Genomic DNA, 16,415 nt, shown 5'->3' on the forward strand with positions numbered 1-16,415 from the left:
GGCGAAAGCAGCTAACGACGCCACAGTGCCAAATACGAAGAGAAAATTAGTGGCGGAAGTGACGCATGCCCGTAAAGATCATCGCCATGCCGTGTTCATCTGCTGCTGCGATAACTTCGTCATCACGCATAGAGCCACCCGGTTGGATAACACACTTGATGCCCGCTTCTGCTGCCGCGTCGATACCGTCACGGAATGGGAAGAATGCATCTGATGCCATTACACAACCTTCAACCTGTAGACCTTCGTCTGCAGCTTTGATGCCTGCGATTTTAGCAGAGTAAACGCGGCTCATTTGGCCAGCGCCTACACCGATAGTCATGTCACCTTTCGAGTAAACGATCGCGTTAGATTTCACGTACTTCGCTACTTTCCAGCAGAATAGGGCATCTTTTAGCTCTTCAGCGGTTGGTTGACGCTTAGAAACTACTTTCAGGTCATCTTCAGACACCATGCCTTGGTCGCGGTCTTGAACCAGTAGGCCGCCGTTAACGCGCTTCACGTCAAAGCCAGTTGTCTTAGTTGTCCACTCACCACACTCAAGTAGGCGAAGGTTTTTCTTAGCCGCTACGATTTCTACTGCTTCAGCAGAAACAGAAGGAGCAATGATAACTTCAACGAATTGGCGCTCAGTGATAGCCGTTGCTGTTGCTGCGTCTAGTTCGCGGTTAAATGCGATGATGCCGCCAAATGCAGACGTTGGGTCTGTTTTGAACGCACGGTCGTAAGCTTCTAGGATATTTTCACCTAGTGCTACACCACATGGGTTAGCGTGCTTAACAATCACACATGCTGGCTCGTCGAACTCTTTCACACACTCAAGTGCTGCATCTGTGTCAGCGATGTTGTTGTAAGAAAGGGCTTTACCTTGGATTTGACGAGCAGTAGAAACAGACGCTTCTTCAGGGTTTGCTTCAACGTAGAATGCTGCTGCTTGGTGGCTGTTCTCACCGTAGCGCATGTCTTGTTTTTTCTCGAACTGTTGGTTGAACGTGCGAGGGAATTTGCTCTCTTCGTCAGCCTTCTTACCTTCTTCATCAAGTAAAGAGGCGCCGTAGCTAGGAACCATAGTGCCGAAGTAGTTTGCGATCATGCCGTCGTAAGAAGCTGTGTGTTCGAATGCTGCGATAGCTAGGTCGAAACGAGTTTCTAGTGTTAAAGACTTCTCGTTTGCGTCCATTTCAGCGATAACGCGGTCGTAGTCGTGAGCGTTAACAACGATAGTTACGTCTTTGTGGTTTTTCGCTGCAGAGCGAACCATTGTTGGACCACCGATATCGATGTTCTCAACTGCGTCAGCAAGCGTACAGCCTTCTTTAGCTACGGTTTCTGCGAATGGGTATAGGTTGACAACAACCATATCGATAGGATTGATGCCGTGAGTTTCCATCACGTCATCGTCTTGGCCGCGACGGCCTAGAACACCACCATGAACTTTTGGATGCAGAGTCTTAACACGGCCGTCCATCATTTCTGGGAAACCAGTGTAGTCAGATACTTCTGTAACAGAGATGCCTTTTTCAGCAAGCAGGCGAGCAGTGCCACCGGTAGATAGGATATCTACACCACGGTTAGCAAGAGCTTGTGCAAATTCAACGATACCAGTTTTGTCTGATACGCTGATTAGAGCGCGGCGAATTGGACGAGCGTTATTCATGCTTCCATCTTCCTCAAATTCATGGGGTTAAAATAAAGATATTTGCCAAAAAAGAACTTGTTTCTATCTTCTCAGCGTGGATTATTCTAGATTCCAGTAAGAGATAAAATATTGGTCAGTTTTGGTAAAGACCTTTGAGGTTAGTCTTACGATTAAGCTATAAGATAACCAACTCCAAATTTGATGGCGCAGATTCTAACTAATTTATTACAAAAAAGCTCGCGCAATCGTTTGGCATCTCAAAAATAATTATGAAAAGTGCCATTTCAGCCTAAAAAGTAACGATAAGGTTAATTGTGAAATGGACGAAGGATTAGGGAAAAACATGTTTCAGATCGGTGAATTAGCGAAACGATGCGGTGTGACAGCCGATACCTTACGCTTTTATGAAAAAAATAATTTGATTGCTCCTGCGAGCCGTAGTGAATCGGGTTATCGCCTATATGATGAAAATAACCAAAAACAGGTGACCTTTATTCTCAAATCTAAAGAGTTGGGGCTGAGTTTAGATGAGATTAAAGAATTGCTCGAGATTCGCTTGGAAGCGACGCAACATAGCTGTGCCGAAGTGAAGTCCATCACTACCGCCAAGTTGGAGATGATTGATGAGAAGATTACTGAGTTAACCAAGATTCGCACTGCGCTTAAAAAGATTAACGATGCGTGTTGTGGCCACATAGATGACAACGCTAGCCATTGTTCGATTCTGGCTGCACTAGATTCAGAAAATGTTGAAAAAGGACGTTGTTGTAGCTGATAGGCTCTCTGTTTAAAGGGAAGCCTATCCCTCATTCCCCATTTCTTCGTTCTCCAATCTACAAGCCAAAAAAAAGCCAAACTCAATCAATGAGCTTGGCTTTCAATTCAATTAATTACGAAAGAACGATTAGTTCATGCCGTATTTTTTAAGTTTCTTGCGAAGAGTACCGCGGTTGATACCCATCATAGTTGCTGCGCGAGTTTGGTTACCGCGAGTGTACTGCATGATGGTGTCTAGTAGTGGCTGTTCAACTTCAGCTAATACTAGTTCGTATAACTCGCTGACTTCTTGACCGTTTAATTGAGCAAGGTAGTTTTTCAATGATGCTTTCACTGAATCACGTAGTGGTTTCTGCGTGATTTGGTCTTGTGATGTTACTGTAGTCACTGTCAATGCTTCTGAAGTCAGATTTTGTTCGAACATATTCGGTCTAGCTCTTCTCGTAATTATGGTGCAACGTTATCAAAATAACCTTCTAACGCCTCAAGCTGCAGATCACCTGCTTCGAGTGCGTTGAAGGTACGGCGAAACTCACTCGCTTGTTCATGTTCTTTTAGGTACCAACCCACATGCTTACGAGCGATGCGAGGGCCTAAAAACTCTCCATAAAATTCATGTAGAGCGTGAACATGGCCAAGCATGATGTCTTTCACTTCCGAAACCGGGAGTGGGTCCATCGTGGTGCCGTTTTCCAAATAGTGTAGGATTTCGTTAAAAATCCATGGACGACCTTGGGCAGGACGACCAATCATTAAAGCGTCAGCGCCGGTGTACTCCAGCACAAACTTCGCTTTTTCCGGGCTATCGATATCACCGTTAGCAATAACCGGAATAGATACAGCTTGTTTCGCCGCTTTAATGTGTTTGTATTCTGCCTCACCTTTGTACATACAAGCGCGAGTTCTCCCGTGAAGGGCAAGTGCCTGTATGCCGCAGTCTTCGGCTATTTTAGCGATTTGGACACAGTTTCTGTTATCTGTATCCCAGCCTGTACGAGTCTTTAACGTTACTGGAACGTCGACTGCGTTTACTACAGCTTTCAAGATCTCTTCAATGAGGTCTGGATACTGAAGTAGGGCAGAGCCCGCAAGCTTCTTATTCACTTTTTTGGCTGGACAACCCATGTTGATATCGATGATTTGCGCACCGTTATCGACATTGAATTGCGCAGCCTCGGCCATAAGCTGTGGATCTGCACCAGCGATTTGTACTGAACGAATGCCCGATTCGCCTTCATGTACCATACGCTGCTGAGACTTCGACGTTTTCCAAACCTTGGGATTGGAGGACATCATTTCACTGACTGCCATCCCCGCACCGTAGCGAAGACACAACTCACGGAATGGTCTATCCGTTACGCCAGCCATTGGAGCGACGATTAGATTGTTCTTAAGTTGATAATTTCCGATTTTCAAAACGTCATCACAGTTCTGTACCAGCAAGGGCGCGCATTTTACGCATTTTTTCGCTGCGTGAAAAGACTAATATTTGAGCATTTACAATTTGTTTTTGTAATTTGCATAAAATTCAATCAATTAGCGCCCAAAGTCTTGTCTAGCCTTGCTTGCGACCAGAGATTCGACACCACTCTTGCTGCTCGATAATCGGATCAATGTGAAGCTCATCACGATAATAAGTCGCAACATCTTCCGCTTGTGTATCTAAAACACCCGACATCGCAAGCACACCATTTGGCTTAACTAGGCCTTTGATGATGCCTGAAAGATCGCGCAGTGGACCGGCAAGAATGTTGGCAACAACAACGTCTGCTAGTAAACCTTCAGGCTGATCTTGTGGCAAGAACACCTCAAGTTGCTCAGCAACGCCATTGCGCTCTGCGTTGTCTTTTGATGCAAGTAGTGCTTGAGGATCAATGTCGATCCCGATAACTTTTGCTGCGCCTAGTTTGATCGCTGCGATCGCTAGGATGCCTGAGCCACAACCGAAGTCGATTACGGTTTTGCCTGTAAGATCTAATCCTTCAAGCCACTCAAGACACAATGCTGTTGTTGGGTGAGTACCAGTACCGAATGCAAGGCCAGGGTCTAGCATTACGTTTACCGCGTCAGGTTCAGGGATATCGCGCCAGCTTGGGCAGATCCATAAACGCTCACCAAACTTCATTGGGTGGAAGTTGTCCATCCATTCACGTTCCCAATCCTTGTCTTCAATTTGCTCAACTTTATGAGCAAAGTCTGCAGGGAACATGTTGCTTGCTTTAATCTGCGCTAGAACGACACCTGTATCAATCTCAGCGTCGTAAAGCGCAAGAATGTCAGTGTCACCCCAAAGGCGAGTTTCACCCGGCAGAGGCTCAAATACAGGGGTATCTTGTGCATCCAGGAAAGTTACAGAAAGAGCACCAGTCTCTTCCATTAACATGTCGCCAATTTGTTCGGCATTTTCATTGGTAGCATTAAGCTTGATTTGAATCCAAGGCATGGCTGAATCTTCTATATGAGAAAAATTGGATGGCGAGTCTAGCAGAAAATATGAGCAAATTCACCAAAACCCCAAGGAATATAATGGGGAATATTGATTGCGTTTTTTGGACGCTTAAAAACAAAAATGCCCACCAAAGTGAGCATTTTATTTTGTCCATTTAAGAACAAATTACACGAGGCTAGTTTCTATTGAAGACCAAGTTTCTTCTCAAGGTAGTGGATGTTTGCACCACCGTGTTGGAAGTTTTCGTCGTTCATAATCGACTCTTGTAGAGAGATGTTTACTTTGATGCCTTCTACAATCATTTCACCTAGTGCGTTCTTCATACGAGAAATCGCAACGTCACGGTTCTCACCGTAAGTGATTAGCTTACCGATCATTGAATCGTAGTGTGGTGGAACTGTGTAGCCAGTGTAGATGTGAGAGTCCCAACGAACGCCCATACCACCAGGAGCGTGGAAGCGCTCAATCTTACCTGGTGAAGGTAGGAACTTCTCTGGATCTTCCGCGTTGATACGACATTCGATCGCGTGACCTTTGATCTTGATATCGTCTTGCGTGAAAGATAGAGGTTGACCAGCAGCAACACGAAGTTGCTCTTTGATTAGGTCAACGCCAGTTACCATCTCTGTTACTGGGTGCTCTACTTGAATACGAGTGTTCATTTCGATGAAGTAGAATTCGCCATTTTCGTATAGGAATTCAAATGTACCTGCACCGCGGTAGCCGATTTCTAGACATGCACGAGTACAACGTTCACCGATGTATTTACGCATCTCTTCAGTGATACCTGGAGCTGGTGCTTCTTCAACAACTTTCTGGTGACGACGCTGCATTGAACAGTCACGCTCACCAAGGTGGATAGCACCGCCTTGACCGTCAGCAATTACTTGTACTTCAACGTGACGTGGGTTTTCTAGGAATTTCTCCATGTAAACCATGTCGTTGTTGAAACATGCTTTTGCTTCAGCACGTGTCATTGCGATTGCTTCTGTTAGTTCACCTTCAGTGCGAACAACACGCATACCACGACCACCGCCGCCGCCAGACGCTTTGATGATCACTGGGTAGCCAATGCGCTTAGCATGTGCTTTGTTTGCTGCTTCGTCGTCGTTTAGCGGGCCGTCAGAACCAGGTACACAAGGTACACCTGCTTTCTTCATTGCCGTGATTGCTGAAACTTTGTCACCCATGATGCGGATAGTTTCTGCTTTAGGACCAACGAAAATGAAACCGCTTTGTTCAACTTGTTCAGCGAAGTCTGCGTTTTCAGATAGGAAGCCGTAGCCAGGGTGGATAGCAACAGCGCCTGTAACTTCAGCTGCACTGATGATACGAGGGATGTTTAGGTAGCTATCGATACCACGAGCAGGGCCGATACAAATGGTTTCGTCTGCTAGCAGTACGTGCTTAAGGTCACGGTCAGCTGTTGAGTGAACAGCAACCGTTTTAATGCCTAGCTCTTTACATGCTCGCAGAATACGTAGTGCAATCTCACCACGGTTCGCGATTACTAATTTATCTAACATAATGAGGCTTCTCTATTATTCGATAATTACTAGAGCTTGGTCGAACTCAACTGGTTGGCCGTCTTCAACAAGGATTGCAGTTACAACACCAGACTTATCAGCTTCGATTTGGTTCATCATCTTCATTGCTTCAACGATACATAGTGTGTCGCCAGCGTTAACTTGTTGACCAACTTTTACGAATGGTTTTGCGTCTGGGCTTGGTGCGCCGTAGAACGTACCAACCATTGGAGAAAGAACTTGGTGACCTGCAGGTGCTGCTGGAGCTTCTGCTGCTTCTGGAGCTGCCGCTTGAGCTGGAGCTGCTGCAGGAGCTGGTGCCGCTGCTGGAGCCGGAGCTGCTGCGTATTGAATTGGTGCTGCTACAGGTGCAGTGCCGTTGCGGCTGATGCGTACTGACTCTTCACCTTCAGAGATTTCTAGTTCTGCGATACCAGACTCTTCAACCAATTCGATTAGCTTTTTGATTTTGCGAATATCCATCGTTTCTTTCTCTTTTGTTAATTAACTATGCTCTATGACTAGAGCTGGTGTCTATTAGTTCGGTTATGTTCGTTATTTTGACTGCAACTTGTGAATCGCAGCAGTCAAAGCAAATTGGTAGCCTTGTGCGCCTAAGCCACAGATTACCCCTTCGGCTTTATCTGAGAGGTAAGAGTGGTGCCTAAAAGGTTCACGTGCATGAACATTCGATAGGTGCACTTCAATAAATGGGATCGCTACGCCAAGTAGTGCATCACGCAACGCCACACTGGTATGTGTAAAGGCCGCTGGGTTGATGATAATGAAATCAATATCTTGATATGCATTATGGATAGCTTCGATCAGTTCATACTCACGATTTGACTGTAAGTGAGATAGCGCAACATCTTGTGTTTTCGCTTGCTCTGTTAGTGAGCTAATAATCTGCTCAAGTGTTTGAGAGCCGTAGTGTGCCGGTTCTCTTAGGCCTAACAGGTTAAGGTTTGGGCCATTTAAAACTAGAATGCGAAACTTTGTAGACATCGTGGGGCTATCTTCCTTTATCGTGATTACGACCTTGAATGTTGCCATTTTATTGAAAATTTGGGGTTAATTTCCAGTGAGAAAAACCCAAATTTAAAAATTAGAACCAGATTATAGCTAATTCAGCGCAAATCGCAGCAATTTACTGGTCTAATCTCCTATTGATAGCAAGTGAAATTGTTACCAACTTAACAAAAAAGCGTTATTACCTTAATTTTGGTGTGGATATTTGAGAGCAAGATCAGTCATAAAAAAACCGCCACATAGGTGACGGTTTGGAAATGATCTGTTTTAAACAGTGATTCTGGTGTGACAGCTATTATGCCAATTCAGCTTTCTCTGCAATCAGCTTATCAACCACACTTGGGTCTGCTAGCGTTGAAGTATCACCAAGGTTGCCAGTATCGCCCGTTGCGATCTTACGCAGGATACGACGCATGATCTTACCTGAACGGGTTTTCGGTAATGAATCGGTCCAGTGCAGCACGTCTGGTGTCGCAATAGGGCCTATCTCTTTACGCACCCAGTCTTTCACTTCTTTATGAAGCTCTGCGGTTGGGAACTCACCATCATTAAGCGTGATGTAAGCGTAAATCGCTTGGCCTTTGATGTCGTGAGGAATACCGACAATCGCAGCCTCTGCAATCTTATCGAATGCAACGAGCGCTGACTCAATCTCTGCAGTACCCATACGGTGACCAGATACGTTCAGCACGTCATCAACACGACCAGTAATCCAGTAGTAGCCGTCTTCATCACGACGAGCGCCATCACTGGTGAAGTACATGCCTTTAAACGTAGAGAAGTAAGTCTGTTCGAAGCGGTCATGATCGCCATGAACAGTACGCATTTGACCTGGCCACGAGTCTAGAATGACTAGGTTGCCGTCGGTTGCGCCTTCAATGATATTACCCATGTTATCTACTAGCGCAGGTTGTACACCGAAGAATGGACGAGTCGCTGAACCCGGTTTTAGGTCGGTAGCGCCTGGTAGTGGGGCAATTAGGATACCGCCCGTTTCGGTTTGCCACCATGTATCAACAATAGGAGACTGCTCGTTACCAATCGTTTTGTAGTACCACTCCCACGCTTCTGGGTTAATGGGTTCACCTACTGAGCCCATGATTCTCAAACTGTCACGAGAGGTGCCTTCAACCGCTTCATTGCCTTTCGCCATCAATGCACGAATAGCCGTTGGTGCAGTGTAAAGAATGTTGACTTGGTGCTTATCCACCACTTCACTCATTCGACTTGTGTTCGGGTAGTTTGGTACACCTTCAAACAGGATTGTCTTAGCGCCGTTAGCCAGTGGTCCGTATACAAGGTATGTGTGGCCAGTAATCCAACCCACATCTGCAGTACACCAGAAGGTTTCGCCTTCTTGGTAATCAAATACGTATTTAAAGGTCATCGCTGCGTAAACAAGGTAACCACCGGTAGTGTGCATTACACCTTTCGGTTTGCCTGTTGAGCCTGATGTATAAAGGATGAATAGTGGGTCTTCCGCATTCATCTCTTCTGGTGGGCAGTCTGCTGACACGTTTGCTGTCGCCTCATGCCACCAAATATCACGGTGCTCATGCCATGCAACCTCACCGCCAGTACGCTTAAGCACCATCACTTTTTCGATGGTTTTCACTTCTGGGTTGGTCAGTGCTTCGTCGACGTTTTTCTTAAGAGGAACAGCTCGGCCGCCACGCACGCCTTCATCGGCTGTGATCACGACTTTAGCATTCGAATCGATAATACGACCTGACAGTGCCTCTGGTGAGAAACCACCAAATACCACGGTATGAACCGCACCAATACGAGTACACGCCAGCATAGCAACTGCAGCTTCAGGAACCATAGGCATGTATAAACAAACCACATCGCCTTTACGTACGCCTTGCTCTTTTAGAGCGTTAGAGAACAGACATACTTCTTTGTGCAGTTCATTAAAAGTTAGGGTTTTATCATCTGCAGGGTCATCGCCTTCCCAGATGATGGCGACTTCATCACCGCGCTCAGCAAGGTGGCGGTCAATACAGTTCGCCGACACATTCAATGTGCCATCTTCAAACCAGCGAATATCGATGTGGCCTGGGTCGAAAGAGGTATTTTTTACTTGTGTGAAAGGTTTAATCCAATCCACGATTTTTCCGTGTTCACCCCAAAAGCCTTCTGGGTCAGAAACAGATTGTTGGTACATGGCTAGGTAAGTGTCATTATCCGCGTGTGTGGTTGATTTAATATTTTCTTTTACCGGATAAACGTGGGCTTCACTCATTGCATCTCTCCTTGTGCCTACATTCCTAATGAACTGGCAACTTCCTTTGTGTTCAGTTTCTAGGTCTATTACAGAACCGTCTTTGTGTTATCACTCTCGGCTAGGACGGCGATTTCCACAATTAGACTTTAGGATGAGACGCCGCTTTTCACTTACAAACTAGCGAGTTAAGTTCATTTTTGAGATGTTGCTCTCTATGTCGAGCTGCAAGGGTTGAATTAGGTGTACGAAGAGTTGAAGCGGGGCAGATCACCATGTTTCAGGCGGACAAAGATCAGCGCAGCAGAGATAGCATCTTGTAATGCATCATGTTTATTGACTGGAATTGGTAAGTCGAGCTGGCGACAAATTGCATCCATGCTGAGGTCGAAATAGGCATTGGGCAGCTGTCTTTCGAGTTTGTCTTGATAGAGTTGGCTCACTTCGATTAATCGGTTAGGCAGCGGAAATCCGAGTTGTTTTAAACAGGCGCGGTCGAGAATTTTTTTGTCATAGCGGATGTGATAGCCGACTAAAGGACGATTACCAATGAAGCTTAGCAGTTCAATTAGGGCTTGTTTCTCTTCGATTCCGTGTTTGAGGTCTTGATGGCGGATGCGGTGGATTTTTATTGAATTGCAGTCGAGCGATTGAGGGGCTCGTAATCTAACTTCGAAGGGCTTACTGGTGATGATGCGGTTACCGATGATCTTGGTCGCGGCAATGGTCACCAGTTCAGCCTGATTAGGGTCGAGGCTGGTGGTTTCGCAATCGAGTGAGACATATTCTTGATGAACAGGCGCAGTAAACAGAGGCTGATGCGGAGAGCCTTTGAGCTTGTAATGCCAATAATAGCGAACCAGTCTATTCATCGTTAAAGCGCCTAGTCTCTTATCTGATAGTGGTATCCAAGCCATTGTTTAAACTTCTTGACCACGTGTAGGCTATGACGAAGCAGATCTCTATCCGCTCTCTCCATCAGTTTGACGTCGATTTTGTTACTGCTGTGCTGTTGTGACAGGCGTTGTGCTAAGCGCCACTTGAAGAACTGTTTGAGAGCTTCCCTGAGGTTGTCTGCGGTGCTTTGCTCCAACACTTTCTTGTTCACCAGTTGTTCAATGCGTTCGAAGGTATTATTTGCCGTCACGCCGTGTTCAAGGCTCAGTGCTCTTACACCGTGGACGATTGGGAAAATACCGCCTTGTTTGATGTCTAGCCCCGACTTGGATTGTTTCACGTTGCCAAACAGAGTGAGGGGCACTGAGAAGTTCAATGCAGGGCGGCAGAATTCGGTCAGAACTAGCTCTTGTCCGAGCATTAAATCACTCAAGTGCTGCTTAACAGGGAGTAACAGGTCTCTATTGCCCGCAACAGCATGTGCATCGGCCATAATGGCAATATCCATCACCGTATCTGGCGTTGCCTTTTTTACCCAACTCGTCAGAGTCTGTTTCCACTCTTGTTCAGAGTGAACCCACTTCGGGTTGTTGACCATGACGTTGCCAGGACACAGTGGATAACCTAATTGTTGCAACGTATGAGTGAGATCATTCATCGCATTTTGGCATTGATGCCACTCTAATCCGTCTTGAATGATCAGCGCATTGTCTTGATCGGTTTTGAGTATCTGTTCTCCGCGCCCCTCTGAACCCAGCACGATGAGGCAGCAATGATTGTGTAGCGCAGGGGGAATCACCAGTTCAAATGCCTTTTCAATAATCTGTTCATTGACGGCAGAAATCAGCTCCATGATGAAACGTGTACGAATACCATTACTGAGTAGGCTTTCGACCAATTGACGCTGCTTGTTGGAAGCCATTGCCAATTCTTCAATGCTGGTGGCTCGAGCAATACGCAAAGTAAGAACATGCGAGTGAGTGGAAAACGCACTGAGTATTTGCGTCATATCGACCATGCCGACTGCATTGAGTCCATCACACACCATCAGCCTTTTTACACGATTCCTTGTCATGGTGATCATGGCGTTAAACAAGAAGTCACCATGATTAACATGCAAAACAGGGAAGGTTGCTATCTCGCCGACAGGTATATCGAGTGGGCGATCATCGAGCATCACCGCGTGCAATAAATTGGTCCGCGTGACGATTCCATACGGAAAAGAACATGATGATCCAAAAGCTTTTGGATCATCATGTTCCAAGTGAACCAAGGCCGAGTCTAAGCCTTGTTCTTTAAGGGTTTGAGTCACTTGATTGATAGGTTGGTCGGGTTCAAGTATCAGTGGTGGATGATAAATCGAATCATCGACTTTGGTCAGTATGAACTCGGCAAGATTCTGCTGTTGCTGAGCGGCTTCAATCAATGCTTTTCGGGTTGATAGGTTGCTATCAAAGTAAGCGGCGAATTGGCCGTTGGCGTGGTATAGCTCAAGAAAAACGTCGCTTGGTAATAGGTAACTTAGTGTGTCTTCCAGCGCGATATATTGATGTTTGGTATGAGGCTCGAACTGGCTGCGCACGTCGAAAATATCGTCATTGGCATAGTGCGCATAGATCTCTCCATCGCTGCTGGAACGCTCTTCAACAGCACCTTTAATCAGAATATGCAGGTGTCGACTCGGGCGGCCTGCTTCCAATATCACTTCGTGTGCTCGGTAGTAAACCACGTCCAAAGCCGAGCGTAGCGTTAACTGTTCAGTTTCAGACAAGCTATCGAAAGGCGGGTGCTGCATATTAAATTTATCAGGCATAAGCAATGGCAAAGAAATGGGAGTCTCTTTTCAGTCTGACAAATTACTAGCGAAGCTCCAGACGACTTTAGTCTAAGTGAGAGAGTGGCGACTTGGAGAGCTTAGATATCTTGTTGAAATGCGATATCTGAACTCATTGAATATGGGAATACTATCCCCGCAATAATTCCCTTTTTCATCTTTTGTGACCTAGGCATAATTGGCGCTTCCTTGTTCCGCACATTTTTATAGGTTGCCTATGTTTAATCCTTCCCCTTATGGCTGGATATCCCAGTATTTTCTTGGTTTCTTTTTTGCCTATGGCGTTTATCTGCCATTTTGGGCGCTGTGGTTTGAAGACCAAGGCGTTTCTGCGGGGGACATTGGCGTATTGATTGGTGTGGGTTTGGCTACGCGTTGTGTTGCCAACTTTGTGATAACACCACGTATCTATAAAGTTGAGCATTTAATGCCAGCATTGCGTTGCCTCAGTTTTGTCGCGCTACTATTTGTTGGTTTCCATTTCTTTACTGGTGGTAGCTTTTTATTGATGCTGCTAGCAACGGTAATGTTCAACCTCTGCTATGGACCGATTATTCCGCTTTCTGATGCAATGGCGAACCATTACAGCCGTCTCAAGATGCTCGACTACGGACGTACACGCTTGTGGGGTTCAGTGGCATTTATTGCGGGTTCTACCGTGGTTGGTTATCTGGTGGCTGAATTTGGTACGGATATGATTTTGTATACTGCACTGGCAGGCGTGTTGGTTTCTCTGTTGTTCGCGATGAGAAACCCGAACGTGATGCCGGTGACAGAGTCTGAGCAAGTCGCTGAAAGACCTAAACTGGGTCAACTGTTACGTGAATCATCGGTAGTTAAGTTTCTTGCATTGATGGCACTGCTTCAAGGAAGCCACGCTGCGTATTACAGCTTTAGTGCGATTTACTGGAAAGAGGCGGGGCACTCTGAGGCGATCATCGGTTATCTGTGGAGCTTGGCTGTGGTTGCTGAGGTGGCAGTATTTGCTCTGAGTAAGCGACTGTTTGCTGGATTATCATTGCGCACTCTGTTTGTGATTGCTGGTATCGGGGTCATGGCTCGTTGGGGTATCACTGCATCAACGACTGCGATCCCAGTATTGATAGTGGCTCAGCTGTTGCACGGGGTGACATTCGCCATGGCACACATCGCTGCGATTCAATACATTCAGTCTCAAGAGTCGAACAAAATGGTGGCATTGCAGGCTCTGTACAATGCGATACCACTTGGCGCCTTTATCGCATTAATGACGACCCTAAGTGGCTGGGGCTACGAACTGTGGGGCGCGAATATCTTCTGGGGAATGGCTGCGATGGGTGTAATTGCCCTGTTTATCAAGCTTGATGAAAGAAGCTCTGTGGTTGAAGTTAATCAACCCGAGTCAGAAGTTCATAGCTGATAACCAATCGTGATTATTAGAGTCTAAAGCACAGAATTTAAGCGATGCGATTGAGTTAATGACTCATCCTTAGTTAAATGAAACCTCTCCCTTATGGAGAGGTTTTTTTATGGATGAAGAAAGGGTTTTCAATGCAAGGATGGGTAGTAATTCCAGTCTCTTTAGCCTACTTGGGCGTGTTATTTCTGATCGCTTGGTATGGAGACAGGCAGGTTCGTTGGCTATCGCGTTGGCGACCGTGGATCTATAGCCTCTCTATTGCGGTGTATTGTACCTCTTGGACCTTCTATGGAACGGTGGGTCAGGCGAGCAATAACCCTTGGTCTTTCTTACCCATCTATCTTGCACCGATTTTGGTCTTCACCCTTGGGTGGCGGATCTTAGCGCGACTGATTCTGATCGCGAAGCGGGAACATATTACCTCAATTGCCGATTTCATTGCGGCTCGCTATGGTAAATCTCAAGGTTTAGCGGTAGCGGTGACGGTTATCGCAGTGATCGGTATTCTGCCTTATATCGCCTTACAACTACGTGGTATCACCATGGGGTTGGATATCGTTGCCCCGAGTCTGGCTCAAGATTTTGGCTATCAGGATTACCATGTTTCTTGGTTTGTGGTCGGTGCGCTGGCCATTTTTACCATGCTGTTTGGTACAAGGCACATAGACAATACGGAACACCACCGTGGCATGATGATGGCGGTGGCGTTTGAGTCGATCGTTAAGCTGGCGGCATTTTTGATTGTTGGCCTATTTATCATGTATTTGGCGATGAGCAGCGACAAGATTGACCTGCTCGACGTGGCGGCGAGCACTTATGAATCGCCGAATATTCCGACCTTAATTATCCATACTGTTTTGACCATGTTGGCGATTGTCTGCTTACCGCGTCAGTTCCATACCATGGTCGTTGAGAATGAACGTCCTCAAGATCTGCACACCGCTCGTTGGTTATTTCCGCTTTATCTGATTTTGATGGGGCTGTTCGTTCTGCCAATTGCATGGGCTGGGCAAGGACTGCTTCCGAGCATGCCTGCAGATACGTATGTGATCAGTCTGCCGATGGCTGAAGGCGCCAATCATATTGCCTTGCTTGCGTTCCTTGGTGGTACATCTGCTGCTAGTGGTATGGTAATTGTGTCGACCATCGCGTTGGCGATCATGGTGTCGAACGATTTAGTGATGCCGCTATTGCTGCGCCGCATGCGACTTACCCAAAGGACTCATCGCCACTTCTCTGGGTTGCTATTGGTGATTCGTCGTGGGCTTATTTTATTGCTTCTACTTGGTGCTTGGTTGTTCTATCAGGTGCTCGATACCATTCATTCCTTGTCTGCGATTGGCTTCCTTTCGTTTGCGGCGATTGCTCAATTTGCTCCGGCACTGATTGGTGGTTTGTACTGGCGCCCGGGTAATCGCAAGGGTGTTTATGTCGGTTTAATGGTTGGCTCGGTGATTTGGCTCATTACCTTGATGAGTCAAACCAGTATGTTGGCTGGCGACAGTCAAAGTAACTTGCTGCTGTGGGTCATCACACCACCAGAGTTACTCAGTAGTTGGGATATTAGCAGTTCAAACTGGGGGATAGTCCTGAGTATTGTGCTCAATACTTTGTGTTATGCCGTGGTTTCTATTTCGACCAGGCCAAGCCTAAGTGAGCGCTTACAATCGGCGGCATTTGTTGGTACGCCGCTGCCTGAAAATGAGAACATTAGCCTTTATCAAAGCCGTGTAACCGTGGCTGAACTAGAGATGCTGGCGTCGCGGTTTGTTGGTCGAAAGCGAGCGAAAAGCGCTATCCAAAGTTACTGGCAGCAACACGGTCAACCGCTGCTTCCTAATCAACAAGCGCCAGCAAGCTTGATTCGACATGCTGAGCGTGTACTGGCGGGTGTGTTTGGAGCCTCCTCCGCTAAGTTAGTACTCACTTCTGCTCTGCAGGGCAGAAATATGCAGCTTGAAGAAGTGGCAACCATCGTTGATGAAGCCTCTGAGTTGTACGATTTCAGCCGTGGCTTGCTACAAGGTGCGATTGAGCATATTGGTCAAGGTATTGCAGTGGTTGATAAACAGATGAGGCTGGTGGCATGGAATCAGCGTTACTTAGAACTGTTTGAATTCCCTGCTGGTTTGATACAAGTGGGCAGGCCGATCTCCGATGTGATTCGCCACAATGCTCAGCAAGGGTTGTGTGGTCCGGGTGACCCTGAAGATCATGTGCGTCGCCGTGTTTATCACTTGGAGCAAGGCACACGACACACCTCTTCTCGCATTCGTCCTGATGGTCGCGTGATTGAGGTGCAAGGTAATCCAATGCCGAGCGGCGGCTTTGTGATGAGTTTTACCGATATCACGGTATTCAGACAAGCAGAACAGGCGCTAAAAGACGCCAATGAAAGCTTGGAATCAAGAGTGCACGAACGAACTCAAGAACTCGAAAAACTGAACCATCGCTTGGTCAAGGCGACACAAATTTCTGATCAAGAATCGCAATCTAAGAGTCGTTTCTTGGCCGCAGTAAGCCACGATTTGATGCAGCCACTGAATGCGGCGCGCTTGTTTGCTTCGTCACTTTCGGAGGTAGCAAAAGAGCAAGAGGTGAAGCAGCTTTCATCCCATATTGAAAGTGCACTGGGTGCGGC

13 protein-coding genes are annotated in these 16,415 nt (G+C 46.5%); 3 read left to right on the plus strand and 10 right to left on the minus strand.

The window, feature by feature from the left end; translation table 11 throughout:
- Positions 1 to 46 precede the first annotated feature (46 nt).
- Positions 47 to 1,657, minus strand: a complete 1,611-nt coding sequence (gene purH, locus BCT81_RS18895; RefSeq protein WP_102425462.1) for a bifunctional phosphoribosylaminoimidazolecarboxamide formyltransferase/IMP cyclohydrolase — start codon at positions 1,655 to 1,657, stop codon at positions 47 to 49.
- A gap of 325 nt (positions 1,658 to 1,982) precedes the next feature.
- Between purH and zntR the strand changes: the two genes are divergently transcribed.
- Entirely contained in the window at positions 1,983 to 2,414 is a 432-nt protein-coding gene (zntR, locus tag BCT81_RS18905; RefSeq protein ID WP_063525205.1) for a Zn(2+)-responsive transcriptional regulator, read from the plus strand.
- A gap of 129 nt (positions 2,415 to 2,543) precedes the next feature.
- Here the strand turns inward: zntR and fis are convergent, their stop codons facing one another.
- The 9 genes from fis to BCT81_RS18950 all read right to left on the minus strand — a co-directional run bounded on the left by fis (position 2,544) and on the right by BCT81_RS18950 (position 12,360).
- Entirely contained in the window at positions 2,544 to 2,840 is a 297-nt protein-coding gene (gene fis / locus BCT81_RS18910; RefSeq protein ID WP_004729744.1) for a DNA-binding transcriptional regulator Fis, read from the minus strand.
- A 23-nt stretch (positions 2,841 to 2,863) separates the two neighbouring features.
- A complete protein-coding gene (dusB, locus tag BCT81_RS18915; protein WP_008219544.1) occupies positions 2,864 to 3,832 on the minus strand; it encodes a tRNA dihydrouridine synthase DusB in 969 nt (322 codons plus the stop codon).
- 139 nt (positions 3,833 to 3,971) lie between these two features.
- Complete coding sequence (gene prmA / locus BCT81_RS18920) at positions 3,972 to 4,859, minus strand: 50S ribosomal protein L11 methyltransferase (RefSeq protein WP_063525206.1); 888 nt, start codon at positions 4,857 to 4,859, stop codon at positions 3,972 to 3,974.
- A gap of 188 nt (positions 4,860 to 5,047) precedes the next feature.
- Entirely contained in the window at positions 5,048 to 6,391 is a 1,344-nt protein-coding gene (gene accC / locus BCT81_RS18925; protein ID WP_063525207.1) for an acetyl-CoA carboxylase biotin carboxylase subunit, read from the minus strand.
- Positions 6,392 to 6,406: 15 nt separating this feature from the next.
- Entirely contained in the window at positions 6,407 to 6,874 is a 468-nt protein-coding gene (gene accB / locus BCT81_RS18930) for an acetyl-CoA carboxylase biotin carboxyl carrier protein (protein WP_061033584.1), read from the minus strand.
- 72 nt (positions 6,875 to 6,946) lie between these two features.
- Positions 6,947 to 7,396 carry a type II 3-dehydroquinate dehydratase gene (gene aroQ / locus BCT81_RS18935; protein ID WP_102425463.1) on the minus strand — a complete coding sequence of 150 codons (450 nt, stop codon included), beginning with the start codon at positions 7,394 to 7,396 and terminating at the stop codon, positions 6,947 to 6,949.
- 319 nt (positions 7,397 to 7,715) lie between these two features.
- Positions 7,716 to 9,665 (minus strand): acetate--CoA ligase, encoded by a 1,950-nt coding sequence (gene acs / locus BCT81_RS18940; protein ID WP_061033585.1) that lies wholly within the window; start codon positions 9,663 to 9,665, stop codon positions 7,716 to 7,718.
- 218 nt (positions 9,666 to 9,883) lie between these two features.
- Positions 9,884 to 10,516 (minus strand): 3'-5' exonuclease, encoded by a 633-nt coding sequence (locus tag BCT81_RS18945; RefSeq protein ID WP_102425464.1) that lies wholly within the window; start codon positions 10,514 to 10,516, stop codon positions 9,884 to 9,886.
- Between the two features lie 11 nt (positions 10,517 to 10,527).
- Positions 10,528 to 12,360, minus strand: a complete 1,833-nt coding sequence (locus tag BCT81_RS18950; protein WP_198596924.1) for a DUF294 nucleotidyltransferase-like domain-containing protein — start codon at positions 12,358 to 12,360, stop codon at positions 10,528 to 10,530.
- Positions 12,361 to 12,592: 232 nt separating this feature from the next.
- On the opposite strand from BCT81_RS18950, the gene BCT81_RS18955 reads away from it, so the two are divergent.
- Entirely contained in the window at positions 12,593 to 13,774 is a 1,182-nt protein-coding gene (locus BCT81_RS18955; RefSeq protein ID WP_102425466.1) for a 3-phenylpropionate MFS transporter, read from the plus strand.
- Between the two features lie 131 nt (positions 13,775 to 13,905).
- A partial coding sequence (locus BCT81_RS18960; RefSeq protein ID WP_102425467.1) for a PAS-domain containing protein occupies positions 13,906 to 16,415 on the plus strand: 2,510 nt, incomplete at its 3' end.

Origin of the sequence: Vibrio sp. 10N.261.52.A1, from assembly GCF_002876325.1 — a bacterium.
In the GTDB taxonomy this organism is placed as follows: Bacteria; Pseudomonadota; Gammaproteobacteria; order Enterobacterales; family Vibrionaceae; genus Vibrio; species Vibrio chagasii.

Excerpts from the sequence above, each read along its gene's own strand:
- purH (WP_102425462.1), bottom strand. The coding sequence starts at position 1,657 with ATGAATAACGCTCGTCCAATTCGCCGCGCTCTAATCAGCGTATCAGAC.
- zntR (WP_063525205.1), top strand. The coding sequence starts at position 1,983 with ATGTTTCAGATCGGTGAATTAGCGAAACGATGCGGTGTGACAGCCGAT.
- fis (WP_004729744.1), bottom strand. The coding sequence starts at position 2,840 with ATGTTCGAACAAAATCTGACTTCAGAAGCATTGACAGTGACTACAGTA.
- prmA (WP_063525206.1), bottom strand. The coding sequence starts at position 4,859 with ATGCCTTGGATTCAAATCAAGCTTAATGCTACCAATGAAAATGCCGAA.
- accC (WP_063525207.1), bottom strand. The coding sequence starts at position 6,391 with ATGTTAGATAAATTAGTAATCGCGAACCGTGGTGAGATTGCACTACGT.
- accB (WP_061033584.1), bottom strand. The coding sequence starts at position 6,874 with ATGGATATTCGCAAAATCAAAAAGCTAATCGAATTGGTTGAAGAGTCT.
- aroQ (WP_102425463.1), bottom strand. The coding sequence starts at position 7,396 with ATGTCTACAAAGTTTCGCATTCTAGTTTTAAATGGCCCAAACCTTAAC.
- acs (WP_061033585.1), bottom strand. The coding sequence starts at position 9,665 with ATGAGTGAAGCCCACGTTTATCCGGTAAAAGAAAATATTAAATCAACC.
- BCT81_RS18945 (WP_102425464.1), bottom strand. The coding sequence starts at position 10,516 with ATGAATAGACTGGTTCGCTATTATTGGCATTACAAGCTCAAAGGCTCT.
- BCT81_RS18955 (WP_102425466.1), top strand. The coding sequence starts at position 12,593 with ATGTTTAATCCTTCCCCTTATGGCTGGATATCCCAGTATTTTCTTGGT.